Genomic DNA, 18398 nt, shown 5'->3' on the forward strand with positions numbered 1-18398 from the left:
ATCTCAAGACTCCCGTATCCCTCTTGTGTCCCTCAGGACTTCGGTTCGAACGTCCGCGTGAATGTCTGCCAGGTGTCCCTGCGAAGATCGCTGTTCCACGCCGAGTCCTTCGCGGTGTACATCAGCGCGTGACCGAGCTGGCCGTTGACCACGAACCCGCGGTCGATCGAGCGGTACTTGGTCCCGCCCTCCGTGAACGTGAACTCCCAGTCGGCCGTGTTCCAGCCGCGGTAGCCGACCTTCTCGATGCGGATCCGCTGGTACTGCGACCGCTGCATGAACCGCTCTTGGTTCTTCCAGTCCGCCACGGGGTCGTCCTTGGGCGTGGACGTCCAGGCGACCAGCAGCTCCTGCCCGTCGGGACCGGCGAACCTGTCCCCGCTCGCGCTCGTGGACTGGTACTTCCACCCCTTCGGCAGCCCGATCGAGTACCCCTGACTCCCCTTGTGCGTCGACGCGGCGATGTCCTTCGAATCCCCGCCGCCTTCGTTCGCCCCACCCGACGCACTCGGGCTCGGGCTCGGGCTCGGCGTACTGCCCGTGGCCGGGCCTCCGGTGGCTCCGGCAGCGGACTCCGGCTTTTCGCTGCCGTCCTTGTCCGTCTTGTCCGTACCGCTGTTCTCGTCCTGCTTGGTGCCGCTCCCGGCGTTCGCCCCGCTGGACGCGGACGTGTTGCCTCCGCTGTTGCCCTGGGCCCCGGCATCGCCATCGCCGTCCAGCACGACCGCGAGAATCGTGCCGAGTACGGCGAGCGCCACGGCCACCGCGACGATCGCCAACGTCCGCCTCGACACCACATCGCTGAGCGGAGCCCTGGGGGTGGTGGGCGGCGGCGTCCCGCCACCGGCCTCCGAAGTCCCGCTCGCCGCAGGGGAGTTCGCTCCGCCGGAGCTCAGCCCGACGGCGACTTTTTCCTGCTCCTCCGCGGGTGCTTCGGCCTTCTCCTCGGCCTTCCGACCGGTCTTCTCCTCGGCCTTCTCTCCGGCGGACGTCTTCTCGCTCGAGGCTGCCGTGCCTTCCCCGGAGGAACCCTTGGAGTCGGCCGCGTCGGCGGAGTTGGCGGACTCGGCGGAGACCGCAGAGTCGGTGGCGCCCGCGGACTCAGTGGAGCCCTCGGACCCGGTGGAACCCGCGGGCTCAGTGGAGCCCTCGGAGTCGGTGGTGGAACCGTCGGGCTTCCCGCGCACCCCGGCCACCGCCGCCGAAGCCGCCCCCGCCGACGCGGCAGCGCTCTTCCGCACGGAACGAAACGCCCCGAGCAGCCGCTCGGCCGCCTCCTCACCCTTCTTGCTCGCCTTGCTCGTCCTGCTCCCGGAACCACCCCCGGCCCCACCGCCCGAACTCCCCTTCTTCGAGGGGGCCTCCGGCACGTCCGGCAACGGCACGACCTTCGTCGTCTCCATCGGCTCCGGCTCGATCTCCTCGGGCTCGGGCGCGTGGATCACCTCGATGAGCATCGCCCGCGCGCCCGCCTCGTCGAGCCGCTGCTCGGGGTCCTTCACGAGCAGCCCGGAGATGACCTTCTCCAGCGGCCCCGCGTTCGCCGGCTGTTCGAGCGGCTCCGTCATCACCGCGGTGAGCGTCGCGATGGCGGACCCCTTGTCGTACGGCGGCACACCCTCCACCGAGGCGTACAGCAGGCCGCCGAGCGACCAGAGGTCGGCCGCGGGCCCCGGCTTGTGGCCGCGCGCCCGCTCGGGCGAGATGTAGGAGGGGGCGCCGACGAGCATGCCGGTCGAGGTGATGGACGGGTCGCCCTCGACCTGCGCGATACCGAAGTCGGTGAGCACGACCCGGTCGTCCTCGGAGATCAGTACGTTCGACGGCTTCACGTCACGGTGCAGGATGCCCTCGCGGTGCGCCGCACGCAGCACGTCGAGGACGGCGAGCCCGACCTCGGCGGCACGCTTCGGCGTGAGCACACCGTCCTCACGGATCGCCTCGGCGAGCGACTTGCCCTCGATGAGCTCCATCACGATCCACGGCCGGTTGTCCTCGTCGACCACGTCGTAGACCGTCACCGCGCCGTTGTTCCGGATCCGCGCGATCGCCTTGGCCTCACGCAGGGTGCGCGTGATCAGCCGCCGCTTCTCGTCCTCGTCGATGCTCGACGGGAACCGCAGTTCCTTGACGGCGACCGTCCGGCCCAGTGTCTCGTCCTTGGCCCGCCAGACGGTGCCCATGCCGCCGCGGCCGAGGACTTCTCCCAGCCGGTACCGACCGGCGAGGAGACGTTCACTCTTGTCCTGACGAGATGTCCCGTCCCGCTCCGGCTCCGACATGCGTCCCCTCATGCAACCCGCCCCGACAGAGCCTCCATTGTCCCTCACCCGGCGACCGCTCAGCGCCCAGGGGGGCCCACAAACGGAATGCGTCATACCCAACCCCGGTGAGGGCACGCTGTGTTACAACGGCACGATGTCCGGCGCCCCCAGCCGTGCCGCGTCGGCCGTCAGGTCGTCCGGCTGCCGCTGCGACTCCCGCTCGGCCTCCACCCGCTTCTCGTAGTGCTGCACCTCACGCTCGATCTGGTCCTTGTCCCAGCCGAGCACCGGCGCCATCAGCTCCGCGGCCTCCCGCGCGCTGCGTGTCCCGCGGTCGAACGTCTCTATCGATATGCGCGTACGCCGGGTCAGTACGTCGTCCAGGTGCCGCGCCCCCTCGTGCGAGGCGGCGTACACGATCTCGGCACGCAGATAGTCCTCGGCCGCCGGCAACGGCTCGCCCAGCGAGGTGTCCGCGGCGATCAGGTCGAGCACCTCCTCGGCAAGTACCCCGTACCGGTTCAACAGGTGCTCCACGCGCACCACATGGAGCCCGGTCCGCGCGGCGATGCGCGCCCGCGCGTTCCACAGCGCCCGGTACCCCTCGGCGCCGATCAGCGGGATGTCCTCGGTGACGCAGTCGGCGACGCGCTGGTCGAGGCCGTGCACCGCCTCGTCCACCGCGTCCTTGGCCATCACGCGGTACGTCGTGTACTTGCCGCCCGCCACGACCACGAGCCCCGGCACCGGATGTGCCACGGTGTGCTCGCGCGACAGCTTGCTGGTGGCGTCCGACTCCCCGGCCAGCAACGGCCGCAGCCCCGCATACACCCCCTGCACGTCGTCACGTGAAAGCGGTACCGCCAGCACCGAGTTGACGTGCTCCAGGAGATAGTCGATGTCCGCGCTGGACGCCGCTGGATGCGCCTTGTCCAGGTCCCAGCCGGTGTCCGTCGTGCCCACGATCCAGTGGCGCCCCCACGGGATCACGAACAGCACGGACTTCTCGGTCCGCAGGATCAGCCCCGTCGTCGAGTTGATCCGGTCCTTCGGCACGACCAGATGGATGCCCTTGGACGCCCGTACGTGGAACTGTCCCCTCTCCCCCACCAGCGCCTGGGTGTCGTCCGTCCACACCCCCGTGGCGTTGACGACCTGCTTGGCGCGGATCTCGTACTCCCCGCCCGCTTCCACATCCTGCACCTTGGCACCGACAACCCGTTCGCCCTCGCGCAGGAAGCCGGTCACCCGCGCGCGGTTGGCGACCTTCGCGCCGTACGCCGCCGCCGTGCGCACCAGGGTCGCCACATAGCGGGCGTCGTCCATCTGCGCGTCGTAGTACTGCAATGCCCCGACCAGCGCGTCCTTCTTCAGGCAGGGCGCCACACGCAGAGCGTTACGACGCGAGAGGTGACGGTGTACCGGCAGCCCGCGTCCATGGCCGCGCGCCATCGACATGCCGTCGTAGAGCGCGACACCCGATCCGGCGTACAACCGCTCCCAGCCCTTGTTCTGCAGTGGATAGAGGAACGGCACGGGCTTGACGAGGTGCGGCGCCAGCCGCTCCAGCAGCAGTCCGCGTTCTTTCAGCGCCTCCCGTACGAGCGCGAAGTCGAGCATCTCCAGATAGCGCAGGCCGCCGTGGATCAGCTTGCTCGACCGGCTCGACGTGCCCGACGCCCAGTCACGCGCCTCGACCAGGCCGGTGGACAGTCCGCGCGTCACGGCGTCCAGCGCGGTGCCCGCGCCGACCACGCCGCCGCCCACGACCAGCAGATCCAGCTCGTGCTCGGCCATTGATGCGAGTGACTCGGCGCGCTCCGCCGGTCCCAGTGTCGCTGTCCTCACCGCTGCCTCCCGCTGTTCGTCGCGCTGGCCTCAGCTGTTCGGCGAGGCTCGGTCCGCATCCCCCATGCCCAAAGTCTGACGGCGTTGCCCGACATCGGCCACCACCCACCACCAGCCTGTGGACAACTCTCGGCGACTCGCAAGGAATCACAGCCGGGCAATACAGCAAATCGGTCATATTTATTCCTAGTCTGACATTGCGCTCGCCCGTTCTGTCCACAGGGCTTGCGCCGTTGTCCCGCTTCGGTTACTGGGAAGGACGGTTCACCGCCATGCCCGCAGATCTCGCCGTCATCGGCCTCGGCCAGCTCGGACTGCCCCTGGCCCAGGCCGCCGCCACCGCCGGCATCTCCACGCTCGGCTACCAGAGCGGCGACCCCGCGCCGCTGCCCGCCGCCGACCTGCGCCGGATGCTCTCGGGGGGCTTCCGGCCGGCCACCGACCCCGCCGAACTCGGCCGCGTACGCACCGCCGTCATCTGCGCACCGACCCCGCGCGGCGCGGACGGCGGGCTCGACCTGACCCAGATGTCCGCCGCCGCACACACCCTGGCCACATGGCTGCGTCCGCACACCACGGTGATCCTGGAATCACCCGTGTACCCGGGGACCACGGAGGAATTCCTGCGGCCCCTTCTGGAAGGGGGTTCCGGGCTGCGCGCGGGCCGCGACTTCCACCTCGCGTACTCACCCAGCCGTGTCGACCCGGGCAATCGCGACCACACCCCCGCCAACACCCCGAAGGTCATCGGCGGCCTCACCCCCGCCTGCACCGAGTCGGCCGCCGCCTTCTACGGCCGGCTCACCGACAAGGTGGTACGCGCACGTGGACCACGCGAAGCGGAGACCGTGCAGCTCCTGGAGACCAACTACCGTCACGTCAACATCGCCCTGGTCAACGAAATGGCCGTCCTCTGCCACGAGTTGGGCGTCGACCTGTGGGACGTCATCCGCTGCGCCGAGACCAAACCGTTCGGCTTCCAGGCCTTCCGCCCCGGCCCCGGAGTGGGCGGTCACGCCATCGCCCGGGACCTCGCAGGCCCCCGGACCCGCGCCCTGCGCATGGTCGAACTGGCCCAGCAGGTCAACGACCACATGCCCCAGTACGTCATCCAGCGCGCCACCGCACTCCTCAACGAACACGGCAAGTCGGCCCGCGGCGCACGCGTACTGCTCCTCGGCGTGACGTACAAGCCCGACCACGCCGACCAACAGGGCTCCCCCGCCCGGGAGATCGCGCTCCGGCTGATGGAACTGGGCGCCGCCATCAGCTACGACGACCCGTACGTCCCCTCCTGGAGCGTCCTGGACCACCCGATCCCACGCGCGGACTCCCTCTACGAGGCCACCGCCGACGCCGACCTGACGATCCTGCTCCAGCACCACCGCACGTACGACCTCCAGGGGCTGTCGGTGAAGGCGCAGTTGCTGCTGGATACGCGGGGGGCTACGCCTGCGGGGGCGGCGCATCGGTTGTGAAGGGGGGCGCGTGCGGGAGGTTGTGCGTCTGGGGCTGGTGGCGTGCGGGGCTGGTGCGCCGCTAGCGTACGAAACACGTACATCCGCAAGATCCACCTTCTCTGGCACCTCACCGCCGGTAACGGATCTGGTGCCGTACGAAAGTGGAGCCCACCGCAGCAGGCACTGCGGCAGGCTCCTGAAAGGAGAACGGAGTGGCCACCCCTAGTTCCTATAGGGGTGGCCACTCATCCATCGAGGATCCACCTCCTCCGGTGCCGCGCTGCCCAACGGCGGATCCGGTACCGTACAAAAAGGTGGAGCCCACCGCAGCGGACACTGCGGCAGGCTCCTAGTCGGTTCACGGGTGTCCGCCCCTAGTCTCTATAGGGGCGGCCGCTCACCGGCCGTAAATCCACAAGATGCACCTCCTCCGGAACTTCACCATCCGAAGACGGACTCGGTCCCAGCGGGTGGGCTTGCGGTGACGCCCCATGGGTGCGCCCCCTTCCATGACGCCGCCCAGAGGCCCGGTGGACGGTTCATCGGAGCTCGGGCCGGGCCCCGACGCCCGGGGTCCGGAACCTTGTCCTTGGAAGGGGGCGCCCCAGAGAACTGGGTCGCCGAACACGGACGCTATCGCCTCACTACGCCCGTTCAGCCCACATTCGCCCCAAACGCAACCACGCGCCCCCTCTCGCAACCCGCGCCCCCACCAGCCCACTTGGGCACAGCAAAGGGGCCCGGTCGCCCACACAGGCAACCGAGCCCCTCCCACCGCTCAAGCCGAGCGCAGCGTCACGTCACCTCTTGTGCTGCGAGTCCGCCACCGTGACCTCAACCCGCTGGAACTCCTTCAGCTCGCTGTACCCGGTGGTCGCCATCGCCCGCCGCAGCGCCCCGAAGAAGTTCATGGAACCGTCGGGGGTGTGCGAGGGACCCGCGAGGATCTCCTCGATCGTGCCGACCGTGCCGAGGTCGACCTTCTTGCCGCGCGGCAGCTCTTCATTGACGGCCTCCATGCCCCAGTGGTGGCCCTTGCCCGGCGCGTCCGTGGCTCGCGCGAGCGGGGAGCCCATCATCACGGCGTCGGCGCCGCAGGCGATGGCCTTGGGGATGTCGCCGGACCAGCCGACTCCGCCGTCGGCGATGACGTGCACATACCGGCCGCCGGACTCGTCCATGTAGTCCCGGCGCGCGCCCGCGACATCCGCCACCGCCGTCGCCATGGGCACCTGGATGCCCAGGACGTTGCGCGTGGTGTGTGCGGCGCCGCCGCCGAAGCCGACCAGGACACCGGCCGCGCCCGTACGCATCAGGTGCAGCGCCGCCGTGTACGTGGCGCAGCCACCCACGATGACAGGGACGTCCAGCTCGTAGATGAACTGCTTCAGGTTCAGCGGCTCGGAGGCGCCCGACACATGCTCGGCCGACACCGTCGTACCGCGGATCACGAAGATGTCGACGCCCGCGTCCACGACGGCCTTGGAGAACTGGGCCGTGCGCTGCGGCGAGAGTGCGGCGGCGGTGACCACGCCCGAGTCGCGCACCTCCTTGATGCGCTGCCCGATCAGCTCCTCCTTGATGGGGGCCGCGTAGATCTCCTGAAGGCGACGCGTCGCGTTGTCGGCGTCCAGTTCGACGATCTCGTCGAGGAGCGGCTGCGGGTCCTCGTGCCGCGTCCAGAGGCCTTCGAGGTTCAGTACGCCGAGGCCGCCCAGCTCGCCGATGCGGATGGCCGTGGCCGGAGAGACAACCGAGTCCATGGGGGCGGCCAGGAAGGGCAGCTCGAAGCGGTAGGCGTCGATCTGCCAGGCGATCGAGACCTCCTTCGGGTCTCGCGTACGGCGGCTGGGGACGACGGCGATGTCGTCGAAGGCGTATGCCCGGCGGCCGCGCTTGCCGCGCCCGATCTCGATCTCAGTCACGTTCTGTGGCCTTTCCCTCTTCGTTTCAGCGTCTTCCAGTATCCCCGACGCCCGTGAGCCGCAGGGGCGCGGCCGGTGTCGAGAGGGCATGGGGGTCCCCCCGCGCGAGCGAAGCCGAGCGTGGGGGAGCGCGGAGGCCCGAAGGGGTGAGCACGGTCGGCCTCTCGACACCGGCTGAGGCGCCCCGGAGGCGAACCGACAGGCTGCAAGGGCGGCCCCGAAGCTCCCGGGGCCGCCCTTGACCGTGCCGCACGCGCGCGTGGATGCCGATTGCCGATGACGATGGCGTACGTCTACCTGTTGCGGCTGTAGTTCGGCGCCTCGACCGTCATCTGGATGTCGTGGGGGTGGCTCTCCTTGAGGCCCGCGGAGGTGATCCGTACGAAGCGGCCCTTGGTCTCCATCTCGTCGATGGAGGCCGCGCCCACATAGCCCATCGTCTGGCGCAGTCCGCCGACGAGCTGGTGCAGCACGTTGGCCAGCGGGCCGCGGTAGGGCACCTGGCCCTCGATGCCCTCAGGCACGAGCTTGTCGTCGGAGGCCACCTCGGCCTGGAAGTAGCGGTCCTTCGAGTACGACCGGCCCTGGCCCCGGGACTGCATCGCACCGAGCGAGCCCATCCCGCGGTAGGACTTGAACTGCTTGCCGTTGATGAACTGCAGCTCGCCGGGCGACTCCTCACAGCCGGCGAGGAGGCTGCCCAGCATCACCGTGTCGGCGCCGGCGGCGAGCGCCTTGCCGATGTCGCCGGAGTACTGCAGGCCGCCGTCGCCGATCAGCGGGACACCCGCCGGGCGGGCCGCGAGGGACGCCTCGTAGATCGCGGTGACCTGCGGGACGCCGATACCGGCGACCACCCGGGTGGTACAGATCGAGCCGGGCCCCACGCCCACCTTGATGCCGTCGACGCCGGCGTCGATCAGCGCCTGAGCGCCGTCACGGGTGGCGACGTTGCCGCCGATCACGTCGACGCGGACGCTCGACTTGATCTTCGACATCCAGCTCAGGGCGTTGCTGTTGTGACCGTGCGAGGTGTCGACGACCAGGAAGTCCACCCCGGCCTCGGCCAGCGCCTGGGCCCGCTCGAGCGCCTCGGGGCTGGCACCCACGGCGGCACCGACGATCAGGCGGCCCTCGGCGTCCTTCGCGGCGTTGGGGTACTGCTCGGCCTTGACGAAGTCCTTCACCGTGATGAGGCCCTTGAGGACGCCCGCGTCGTCGACCAGGGGAAGCTTCTCGATCTTGTGGCGGCGCAGCAGCTGCATGGCGTCCGGGCCGGAGATGCCGACCTTGCCGGTGACCAGCGGCATCGGGGTCATGACCTCGCGCACCTGACGGGAGCGGTCGGTCTCGAAGGCCATGTCGCGGTTGGTGACGATGCCCAGCAGCTTGCCGCCACTGTCGGTCACCGGAACGCCGCTGATACGGAACTTGGCACAGAGCGCGTCCGCCTCGGCCAGCGTCGCGTCCGGGTTCACCGTGATCGGGTCGGTGACCATCCCGGACTCGGAGCGCTTCACCAGGTCGACCTGGTTGACCTGGTCCTCTATGGACAGATTGCGGTGGAGTACGCCGACGCCGCCCTGTCGCGCCATGGCGATCGCCATACGGGACTCGGTCACCTTGTCCATCGCCGCCGAGAGCAGCGGAATGTTCACCCGCACGTTGCGGGAGATGCGGGACGAGGTGTCGACCACGTTCGGAAGCACTTCCGAGGCGCCCGGCAGCAGCAGCACATCGTCGTAGGTCAGCCCGAGTGTCGCGAATTTCTCGGGCACTCCGTCGACGTTGGCAGTCATGACACCTTCCCCAAATGGCCTTGATCGGTGCGGATGTCCATGCTAACGGCGAACTGGGGGCTCTGATTCCACACCATGGGCTGCTCCGCCGCTTCGTGGTTTCGTACGGGCCTGGTGGCTTGCTCGTTCACCGCCTGCCCCGACTCCTGTGAATCCCGGGATCCCGGAAGTCGGCCCTACTGCTCGGCCAGCGCCCTCAAACGGCTCAGCGCCCGGTGCTGGGCGACCCGGACCGCCCCCGGAGACATCCCCAGCATCTGCCCCGTCTCCTCGGCCGTGAGACCCACCGCGATCCTCAGGAGCAGCAGCTCACGCTGGTTCTCCGGAAGGTTCGCCAGGAGCTTCTTGGCCCACTCGGCGTCGCTGCTGAGGAGGGCACGCTCCTCCGGGCCGAGGGAGTCGTCGGGCCGCTCGGGCATCTCGTCCGAGGGCACGGCCGTCGAGCCGGGGTGGCGCATCGCGGCGCGCTGCAGATCGGCGACCTTGTGCGCGGCGATGGCAAAGACGAAGGCCTCGAAAGGGCGCCCCGTGTCCTTGTAGCGCGGCAGGGCGAGCAGCACCGCCACGCAGACCTCCTGCGCCAGGTCCTCGACGAAGTGCCGTGCGTCACCCGGCAGCCGGGACAGACGGGTGCGACAGTAGCGCAGCGCGAGGGGGTGGACATGGGCGAGCAGATCGTGCGTGGCCTGCTCGTCGCCGTCGACAGCACGATGGACGAGCGAACCAATCGCCCCTTGGGCAGTGGCCGCCTCGTCGTCGCGCATCGGTCCATGGTGCCTTGGCGTCGTCCGATCCGTGGCACCGCGTCCGTTGTTGTGCACCGAAGCGTTATGAGCAGGTGCGCCGGAACTCATCTCCTGCGCCCTCCCCTCCCGCTCGATCGACTCGTCCCCGAGGAACTCCACACCTCAAGGATGCGGCATCCGCGCCGAAACGAGCAGCGGGCACATGTCGGGCCCTCTCGCCACCCCCGCCCACCACGCGGCAGGCGGGGATTTTCCTACCCCCGCTGCACTTCACCTAACGGACCAGGCCCCACCGGAATCCGAGCGCCACCGCATGGGCGCGGTCCGAGGCGCCGAGCTTCTTGAACAGGCGCCGGGCGTGGGTCTTGACGGTGTCCTCCGAGAGAAACAACTCACGGCCGATCTCCGCGTTCGACCGGCCGTGGCTCATGCCCTCGAGCACCTGGATCTCACGCGCGGTGAGCGTCGGCGCGGCGCCCATCTCGGCGGAGCGCAGCCTGCGCGGGGCGAGCCGCCAGGTCGGGTCGGCGAGCGCCTGGGTCACGGTCGCCCGCAGCTCCGCGCGCGAGGCGTCCTTGTGCAGATAGCCACGGGCACCGGCGGCCACGGCGAGCGCCACACCGTCCAGGTCCTCGGCGACGGTGAGCATGATGATGCGCGCACCGGGATCGGCGGACAGTAGCCGCCGGACCGTCTCCACACCACCCAGACCGGGCATGCGTACGTCCATCAGAATCAGGTCCGAACGGTCGGCACCCCAGCGGCGGAGGACTTCCTCGCCGTTGGCCGCCGTCGTCACACGCTCGACACCGGGCACGGTCGCGACCGCGCGGCGGAGCGCCTCTCGGGCAAGCGGGGAGTCGTCGCAGACGAGGACGGATGTCATGACCGCCCTCCGCAGCTGATGCGCGTCACCTTGAGCCTCCAGGCTGGTACGAATCGTCACCTGTGCGGTCGACACTCGCCGACGGATTCTGCCGTCCGACCGAGCGTTTGTTCCTTCAACCGCCTCAGCACACTCAACGACGGTCACTCGAAAGAGTTACGGGGCGGTGAGCCACCTTCGGCACTCTACGTGAGGGGGCGGACACGGTGCAGACACCCGCAAAGGACCCACAAGGTTTCATCACAAGGAGTGCCCCATTCAGACGTTTTTCTTCCCATTTGCTGGTGTCTGTAGCTAGATTCGCAATGAGTCATATTTTCATCTCCTTAGATCGCCTACACGCGATCATGGGCATGTATCCGCCTGAACGGCCACAAGGGGACAACGCAATGGCAGATTTCTCCCGCCTTCCCGGACCCAATGCGGATCTGTGGGACTGGCAGCTCCTCGCGGCCTGCCGCGGAGTCGACAGCTCCCTGTTCTTCCACCCGGAGGGCGAGCGCGGGGCGGCCCGGAGCGCTCGCGAGAACTCGGCCAAAGAGGTCTGCATGAGGTGCCCGGTACGCGCGCAGTGCGCAGCGCACGCGCTGACGGTGCGCGAGCCGTACGGAGTGTGGGGCGGACTGACCGAGGACGAACGCGAAGAGCTCATGGGACGGGCCCGCAACCGGCTGGTCTCAGCCTCGGCATCGAGCGGGGGTGCCTCGCCGAACAACTGAAGGAACGTTTTTTCGAGGGGACACCGTGCAGCTGGGACGCGCTGTTCTCAGCGCGCCGCGGCGCGGGTCAGCTCGTCCAGCGTGGCCGCCACCGCGGGCACTCGGGCCAGGTCGGGCAGCGTGAGCGCGACGATCTCCCGCCGGAGCGCTGGTTCCACCGTCACCGTGCGGGCTCTCTTGGGGCGTACGGACTCGATGGCGAGTTCCGGCAGGACGGCGACGCCGAGACCCGCGCCGACCAGGCCGACCACCGCTGGATAGTCGTCGGTCGCGAAGTCGATACGGGGCGTGAAGCCGGCACTCTCGCAGACCTCGACGAGCTGGCCGCGGCAGCGGGGGCAGCCCGCGATCCACGGGTCGCCGGCGAGTTCGCCGATGGCGACCGACTCCGCACGAGCCAGCCGGTGCCCCTCCGGTACGAGCCCGACGAGCCGGTCGCTGAGCAGGGGCCGTACCACCAGGTCGTCCCACTCCTCGGCGCCACTTGCGCCCTCGTACCGGAAGGCCAGCGCCACATCGCAGTCGCCCTCGCGGAGCATCTCGACCGAGTGCGGCGGCTCGGCCTCCTCCAGGGAGACCCGGGTGCCGGGGTGTGCGGCGCGCAGGGCGGCGAGCGCGGTCGGTACGAGCGTGGAGCTGCCGCTGGGGAACGAGACCAGGCGGACCCGGCCCGCGCGCAGGCCCGCGATCGCGGCGACCTCCTCCTCGGCTGCGGTGAGGCCGGCGATGATGCCCGCGGCATGGCGCACGAGCGCCTCGCCGGCCTGCGTCAGGCGCATTTCGCGGCCCGTGCGGATCAGCAGCGGCGTACCGACGGAGGCTTCGAGGGCCTTCATCTGCTGGCTGACGGCAGGCTGGGTGCAGCCCAGCTCACGCCCCGCCGCCGAGAAGGAGCCGGTGGCGGCCACGGCGCGCAGGACGCGGAGATGACGGGCCTCGATCACGTGCCGAGCATAAGCGCATCTTGGATACGTTGCTGAATATTGCGTCGCGCCTTTGGTAGTTCATCGCCTAGCGTGCCGATATGAAGCTTCTGTCTCTTAATCTGGGCCGGCCCAAGGTCAGCGAGCACACGGATCAGCCCGAGCGCCTGACCGGGATCGACAAGCGGCCGGTGGACGGGCCGGTGCGGGTGGCGGCGCCCGGGCCCAAGGGGATCGGCGCCAGTGGGGTGGCCGGGGACGCCGTGTGTCACACGCGGCACCACGGCGGGGATCACCAGGCCGTGTACGCCTTCGCGCGCGAGGATCTCGACGACTGGGAGCGGGAGTTGGGGCGGACTCTGGCCAGCGGCGCGTTCGGCGAGAACCTCACCACGAAGGGGCTCGATGTGTCCGGCGCGAAGATCGGGGAGCGCTGGCGGATCGGTTCGGAGGTCGTGCTCGAGGTCACCTGTGGGCGGATTCCCTGCACCACCTTCCAGGGCCATCTCGGGGAGAAGGGCTGGGTCAGGCAGTTCACGCGGAAGGGGGCGCCCGGCGCGTATCTGCGGGTGATCGAGCCCGGGGAGATACGCGCCGGGGATCCGATCGAGATCGCGCACCGGCCGGACCACGAGGTGACCGTCTCCTTCCAGTTCCGTGCGGTCACGACCGAGCGGGAGCTGCTGCCGCGGCTGCTCGCGGCGGGCGACGCGCTGCATCCGGAGGCGATCGAGACGGCGCGGGCCTATATGGCGCGGCAGAGTTGACGGGGCGTCATTCCGGCAGGGGCGGAATCCGGGACTCCAGTGCTCTCAAGCAGGCGACCACTCAATAACCTTGGGCCATGACAACGGCTCTGATTACGGGATCGACCGCGGGCATCGGCGCCGCCTTCGCACGGCACCTGGCCTCCGACGGCCACAACCTCGTGCTGGTGGCGCGTGACAAGAAGCGGCTCGGTGAGCAGGCGACCGAGTTGCACGACCGGCACGGCATCGAGGCGGAGGTGCTGGCGGCGGACCTGGCGACGGACGACGGCATCGAGTCGGTGGCCGGCCGCCTCTCGGACCGTAAGAACTCGGTCGACCTGCTGGTCAACAACGCCGGCTTCGGCAACAAGGGCCGCTATCTGGACGTACCGATGGCGGACGAGCTGAAGATGCTCAAGGTGCACTGCGAGGCGGTGCTCCGGTTGACCTCGGCGGCGACGGAGTCCATGCGGGACCGCGGTCGCGGGGGTGTCGTCAACGTCGCGTCGGTGGCCGCCTTCCTGCCGCGCGGCACCTACGGAGCGTCCAAGGCGTGGGTCGTGCAGTTCACGCAGGGCGCGGCGAGGGATCTGGCCGGGTCCGGGGTCCGGCTGATGGCGCTGTGCCCCGGTTTTGTGCGCACCGAGTTCCATGAGCGGGCCGGGATGGGCACGGACAGCATCCCCAACTGGATGTGGCTCGACGCCGACAAACTCGTCGCGACGGCGCTTGCGGACCTGGCCCGCGGCAAGACGGTGTCCATCCCGGACCCGCGGTACAAGGCCCTCATGGGCGTGATGAAGGTGGCCCCACGGGGACTGCTCGGCGGGGTCAGCTCGAGGGCAGGACGGAAGTACGGGCCGCAGTAGCGCCCTGTCGCCGCATTCAGCCACCTCAATTCGACTCCCCCATTCAAGTCGCTCATTCAACTAAGACACCCCTGAGCGATTTTCACTAAAATGGGGTATTCAGCCGGAGTCAGGGGGACTGGAGGCGACGTCATGACCTTTGTGCAACTCATCGACTGCAAGACGAATCGGTTCGACGAGATGAACCGGCTCATGGACACCTGGGTCGAGCGGACCAAGGGGAAGCGGACAGCGACGCACAGTCTGATCGGCAAGGACCGGTCCGACGCGTCGCACATCATCGAGATCGTCGAGTTCCCGTCGTACGAGGAGGCGATGCGGAACTCGAATCTGCCCGAGACGGACGAGGTCTTCCGCGAGCTGGTGGCGCTCTGCGAGGAGATGCCGACGTTCACGGACCTGGATGTCGTACGGGACGAGCAGCTGTACGCGGCGAATATCCGCAGGCTCTTCGAGGTGATCGGCACGAAGGGTGAACTGCCCCCGCTCAACGACCTGATCGCGGAGAACTACCACGACCACGATCCTGCCAACGACCAGGACACCATCGGACTCGACGCGATGCGGCGCGAGATGGGGATGTGGCGCGGAGCGTTCGACTTCACGTTCACCGTCGAGGACCAGATCACCCAGGGCGACCGGGTCTGTACGCGCTGGACCTGGAACGGCACCCACAAGGGTGACTTCCTGGGGATTCCGTCGACCGGCAGGACGGTCGGCATGACCGGGACGACCGTCTTCCGCTGCCGGGAGGACGGCAAGATCGTCGAGGGCTGGTGGCAGTACGACCGGCTGGGGCTGATGGCCCAGCTCGGGGCGCTCGACCGGCTCGAGATCTAGGTCGGCGTCCGGGTCGGCAGCGCGAAGGCCCGGTACCCCGAGTTCGGGGTACCGGGCCTTTCGCCGGGCGTCGTCAGGGACGTACCGCCCTACCGTTCGTCAGCGCTCAGTGGGAGTGACCGTGGCCGTGGCCGCCGGCCTCCGGCTCCTCCTCGGCCGGCTTCTCGACGACCAGGGTCTCGGTCGTCAGGAGCAGGGAGGCGATGGAGGCGGCGTTCTCCAGGGCGGAGCGGGTGACCTTGACCGGGTCGATGACGCCCTGCTTGACCAGGTCGCCGTACTCGCCGGTCGCGGCGTTGAAGCCCTGGTTCTTGTCGAGCTCGGCCACCTTGGAGGTGATCACGTAGCCCTCGAGGCCCGCGTTCTCCGCGATCCAGCGCAGCGGCTCGACGACGGCCTTGCGGACGACGGCGACACCGGTGGCCTCGTCGCCGGTCTTGCCGAGGTTGCCCTCGAGGACCTTCGCGGCGTGGACGAGCGCGGAGCCACCACCGGAGACGATGCCCTCCTCGACCGCGGCGCGGGTCGCGGAGATGGCGTCCTCCAGGCGGTGCTTCTTCTCCTTGAGCTCGACCTCGGTGGCCGCGCCCACGCGGATCACGCAGACGCCGCCGGCCAGCTTCGCGAGGCGCTCCTGGAGCTTCTCGCGGTCCCAGTCGGAGTCCGTGGTCTCGATCTCGGCCTTGATCTGGTTGACGCGGCCCGCGACGTCGTCGGACTTGCCGCCGCCGTCGACGATCGTCGTGTCGTCCTTGGTGACGGTCACGCGGCGGGCGGTGCCCAGCACGTCGAGACCGGCCTGGTCGAGCTTGAGGCCGACCTCCTCGGCGATGACGGTGGCACCGGTGAGGGTGGCCATGTCGCCGAGCATCGCCTTGCGGCGGTCGCCGAAGCCGGGGGCCTTCACGGCCACCGCGTTGAACGTGCCGCGGATCTTGTTCACGACCAGGGTCGACAGGGCCTCGCCCTCGACGTCCTCGGCGATGATCAGCAGCGGCTTGGAGGAGTTGGTCTGGATGACCTTCTCCAGCAGCGGCAGCATGTCCTGGATGGAGGAGATCTTGCCCTGGTGGATCAGGATGTACGGGTCGTCGAGGACGGCCTCCATGCGCTCCTGGTCCGTCACGAAGTACGGCGACAGGTAGCCCTTGTCGAAGGCCATGCCCTCGGTGAAGTCCAGCTCGAGACCGAAGGTGTTGGACTCCTCGACGGTGATGACACCGTCCTTGCCGACCTTGTCCATCGCCTCGGCGATCAGCTCGCCGACCTGCGGGTCCTGGGCGGAAAGCCCGGCGACGGCGGCGATGTCGGCCTTCTCGTCGATCGGACGGGCGGTCGCAAGGAGGTCCTCGGAGATCGCGGCGACGGCCGCGTCGATGCCCTTCTTCAGGGCGGCGGGGGACGCGCCGGCGGCGACGTTCCGCAGGCCCTCGCGCACCAGCGCCTGGGCGAGCACGGTGGCGGTGGTCGTACCGTCACCCGCCACGTCGTTGGTCTTGGTCGCCACCTCCTTCACCAGCTGGACGCCGAGGTTCTCGTACGGGTCTTCGACCTCGACCTCGCGGGCGATGGTGACGCCGTCGTTGGTGATGGTGGGCGCGCCGAACTTCTTGTCGATGACGACGTTGCGGCCCTTGGGGCCGATGGTCACCTTGACCGTGTCGGCCAGCTTGTTGACGCCGCGCTCGAGGGCGCGACGGGCGTCCTCGTCGAACTTCAGGATCTTCGCCATGGAGCTGAGTCAGTCCTTTCAGAAATACGAACTGCGCCCCCGGCGCCCGGCTTCTTAGTGGTCGCGGGGGCCAGGGGCGCAGTTCAAAGCAAACCTGGGTGAATTACTTCTCGATGATCGCGAGCACGTCGCGAGCCGAGAGGACGAGGTACTCCTCGCCGTTGTACTTCACCTCGGTGCCGCCGTACTTGCTGTACAGCACGATGTCACCGGTGTTCACGTCGAGCGGCAGGCGCTCGCCGTTCTCGAAACGGCCCGGGCCCACGGCGAGGACGACGCCCTCCTGGGGCTTCTCCTTCGCGGTGTCCGGGATGACCAGGCCAGAGGCCGTGGTCTGCTCGGCCTCGACGGCCTGGACCACAATGCGGTCCTCAAGCGGCTTGATGGCAACCTTGGAGCTGGCGGTCGTCACGATCCGACCTCCCCCTTCGGAGATCTCACGGGGTTAACTGTCTGAGGTGGCGACCAGGTCGATCCGTCGTCGCGGGTGCCGGACCTGCCCGTCGCGTTGTTGGCACTCTCCACTGGGGAGTGCCAGACCTGAGACTATGACTGCGATTAGCACTCGGTCAAGCGGAGTGCCAATCGCCTCCGGCGTGGCGCGGTGTTTTGGGCACTCTGCGTTGGTGTCGCCGTCCCCTGGGGGCTCCGCCCCCAGACCCCCGTATCGGCCTTGCGGCCTCGTCCTCAAACTCCCCCACTCTCGGCTTCGCTCGAGCGGGGGGACCCCCACGACGGGCTGAGAGTGCCTGGGCTCAGCTGGAGAGTGCGCGTTGACTGCGCCCCAGCCCCGCCTCCGGGCCCCACAGAAAGCCTCAGAGGTAGTCCTCCAGCCTTGCCACCGTGAAGCCCTGCTCCTGGATGCGGTGCAGCAATCTGGTCGTCGTCTCCGTGAGAGTGGCGCCGTTCTGGCCCTCGGGGCAGTGGAGGATGTCGCCCGGTCGTAGGCGGTTCACATCGCTCCACAGGACCACCGCCGTGAGTCCGCAGTCCGCGGCGGCTCGGAGCGTGTCGTCGTTGTAGGCGCCGTACGGGGGGCGGAAGAAGCGGGGGCGGATTCCGAAGCGTTGCTTGAGTTTGTCCTGTTGGCCGCAGATCTCGGTGCGCTGGCCTGCGTAGGGGAGGCCGGGCAGGTAGGGGTGGTCCAGGGTGTGGTTCTGGACGCTCGCGCCGACCGTGCGCAGGCGGCCGAAGTGCGCGTACCCCGGTCCGACGACACTGTCCGTGAGGAACATGCTGACCGGCAGCCGCAGTTCGCGGACCATGTCGACGAACCGTGGATCCCGCTCGGCGCCGTCGTCGAAGGTCAGGAAGACCACCTTGTCGCGGGTGGGGACGCGGGCGACGACGGGCGGCAGACCCGGACCCGCGGGGCGTACGGCAGGGCGGGCCTGTGGTTTCGGCGCCGGGGCGAGCGGGGCGACAAGGCCCCAGCGGCGGTACGTCGCGGCCGGGGTGCTGTGGGCCCGTACCGTCGACTTCGCCTTCTTGTCGAGCCGTTCGATCGGGCCGACAGGCCGGGCGCAGCCGGTGGTGCCGGCGGCGAGCAGTGCGGACGCGAGTACGGCTGCGGCCAGGGCGCGGCGGAAGCCGGTTCTGCCATCTTGTCGTACTGATCGCATGGCCCCGGATCCTCAC

General features: G+C 69.1%; 15 protein-coding genes. 5 read left to right on the forward strand and 10 right to left on the reverse strand.

Annotated features, from left to right (window positions below; all coding sequences use genetic code 11):
• Nucleotides 1-32: 32 nt before the first annotated feature.
• Complete coding sequence (locus tag IEZ21_RS15600) at nucleotides 33-2282, reverse strand: serine/threonine-protein kinase (RefSeq protein WP_189322475.1); 2250 nt, start codon at nucleotides 2280-2282, stop codon at nucleotides 33-35.
• A gap of 123 nt (nucleotides 2283-2405) precedes the next feature.
• Nucleotides 2406-4112: a glycerol-3-phosphate dehydrogenase/oxidase gene (locus IEZ21_RS15605; RefSeq protein ID WP_189322476.1), complete on the reverse strand. Its 1707-nt coding sequence runs from the start codon at nucleotides 4110-4112 to the stop codon at nucleotides 2406-2408.
• Between the two features lie 272 nt (nucleotides 4113-4384).
• Between IEZ21_RS15605 and IEZ21_RS15610 the strand changes: the two genes are divergently transcribed.
• The gene (locus IEZ21_RS15610) at nucleotides 4385-5590 is read left to right on the forward strand and encodes a nucleotide sugar dehydrogenase (RefSeq protein ID WP_189322477.1); all 1206 of its coding nucleotides are present in this window, start codon (nucleotides 4385-4387) and stop codon (nucleotides 5588-5590) included.
• Nucleotides 5591-6372: 782 nt separating this feature from the next.
• On the opposite strand, the gene IEZ21_RS15615 is transcribed toward IEZ21_RS15610, so the two are convergent.
• From IEZ21_RS15615 to IEZ21_RS15630, 4 genes are all read right to left on the reverse strand, one after another.
• A complete protein-coding gene (locus tag IEZ21_RS15615) occupies nucleotides 6373-7497 on the reverse strand; it encodes a GuaB3 family IMP dehydrogenase-related protein (RefSeq protein WP_189322478.1) in 1125 nt (374 codons plus the stop codon).
• A 293-nt stretch (nucleotides 7498-7790) separates the two neighbouring features.
• Nucleotides 7791-9296: an IMP dehydrogenase gene (gene guaB / locus IEZ21_RS15620; protein WP_189322479.1), complete on the reverse strand. Its 1506-nt coding sequence runs from the start codon at nucleotides 9294-9296 to the stop codon at nucleotides 7791-7793.
• 176 nt (nucleotides 9297-9472) lie between these two features.
• A complete protein-coding gene (locus tag IEZ21_RS15625; protein WP_033323245.1) occupies nucleotides 9473-10060 on the reverse strand; it encodes a sigma-70 family RNA polymerase sigma factor in 588 nt (195 codons plus the stop codon).
• A gap of 256 nt (nucleotides 10061-10316) precedes the next feature.
• Nucleotides 10317-10928 (reverse strand): response regulator transcription factor, encoded by a 612-nt coding sequence (locus IEZ21_RS15630; RefSeq protein WP_003948568.1) that lies wholly within the window; start codon nucleotides 10926-10928, stop codon nucleotides 10317-10319.
• A 389-nt stretch (nucleotides 10929-11317) separates the two neighbouring features.
• Here IEZ21_RS15630 and IEZ21_RS15635 point away from each other — a divergent pair, with 389 nt between their 5' ends.
• Nucleotides 11318-11647: a WhiB family transcriptional regulator gene (locus IEZ21_RS15635; RefSeq protein WP_189322480.1), complete on the forward strand. Its 330-nt coding sequence runs from the start codon at nucleotides 11318-11320 to the stop codon at nucleotides 11645-11647.
• A 47-nt stretch (nucleotides 11648-11694) separates the two neighbouring features.
• On the opposite strand, the gene IEZ21_RS15640 is transcribed toward IEZ21_RS15635, so the two are convergent.
• Nucleotides 11695-12591, reverse strand: a complete 897-nt coding sequence (locus IEZ21_RS15640) for a LysR family transcriptional regulator (RefSeq protein ID WP_189322481.1) — start codon at nucleotides 12589-12591, stop codon at nucleotides 11695-11697.
• 80 nt (nucleotides 12592-12671) lie between these two features.
• Between IEZ21_RS15640 and IEZ21_RS15645 the strand changes: the two genes are divergently transcribed.
• From IEZ21_RS15645 to IEZ21_RS15655, 3 genes are all read left to right on the forward strand, one after another.
• Nucleotides 12672-13337: an MOSC domain-containing protein gene (locus tag IEZ21_RS15645; protein WP_189322482.1), complete on the forward strand. Its 666-nt coding sequence runs from the start codon at nucleotides 12672-12674 to the stop codon at nucleotides 13335-13337.
• A gap of 77 nt (nucleotides 13338-13414) precedes the next feature.
• Complete coding sequence (locus IEZ21_RS15650; protein WP_189322483.1) at nucleotides 13415-14188, forward strand: SDR family NAD(P)-dependent oxidoreductase; 774 nt, start codon at nucleotides 13415-13417, stop codon at nucleotides 14186-14188.
• A gap of 132 nt (nucleotides 14189-14320) precedes the next feature.
• Nucleotides 14321-15028 carry an ester cyclase gene (locus IEZ21_RS15655; protein WP_189322484.1) on the forward strand — a complete coding sequence of 236 codons (708 nt, stop codon included), beginning with the start codon at nucleotides 14321-14323 and terminating at the stop codon, nucleotides 15026-15028.
• A gap of 106 nt (nucleotides 15029-15134) precedes the next feature.
• Here IEZ21_RS15655 and groL read toward each other — a convergent pair whose 3' ends face one another.
• From groL to IEZ21_RS15670, 3 genes are all read right to left on the reverse strand, one after another.
• A complete protein-coding gene (groL, locus tag IEZ21_RS15660) occupies nucleotides 15135-16760 on the reverse strand; it encodes a chaperonin GroEL (RefSeq protein WP_033323238.1) in 1626 nt (541 codons plus the stop codon).
• Nucleotides 16761-16863: 103 nt separating this feature from the next.
• Entirely contained in the window at nucleotides 16864-17172 is a 309-nt protein-coding gene (gene groES, locus IEZ21_RS15665) for a co-chaperone GroES (RefSeq protein ID WP_033323236.1), read from the reverse strand.
• Between the two features lie 403 nt (nucleotides 17173-17575).
• Nucleotides 17576-18382, reverse strand: a complete 807-nt coding sequence (locus IEZ21_RS15670) for a polysaccharide deacetylase family protein (RefSeq protein ID WP_189322485.1) — start codon at nucleotides 18380-18382, stop codon at nucleotides 17576-17578.
• Nucleotides 18383-18398: the final 16 nt, after the last annotated feature.

This window comes from Streptomyces flaveus (assembly GCF_014647675.1).
Classification (GTDB): domain Bacteria; phylum Actinomycetota; class Actinomycetes; order Streptomycetales; family Streptomycetaceae; genus Streptomyces; species Streptomyces flaveus.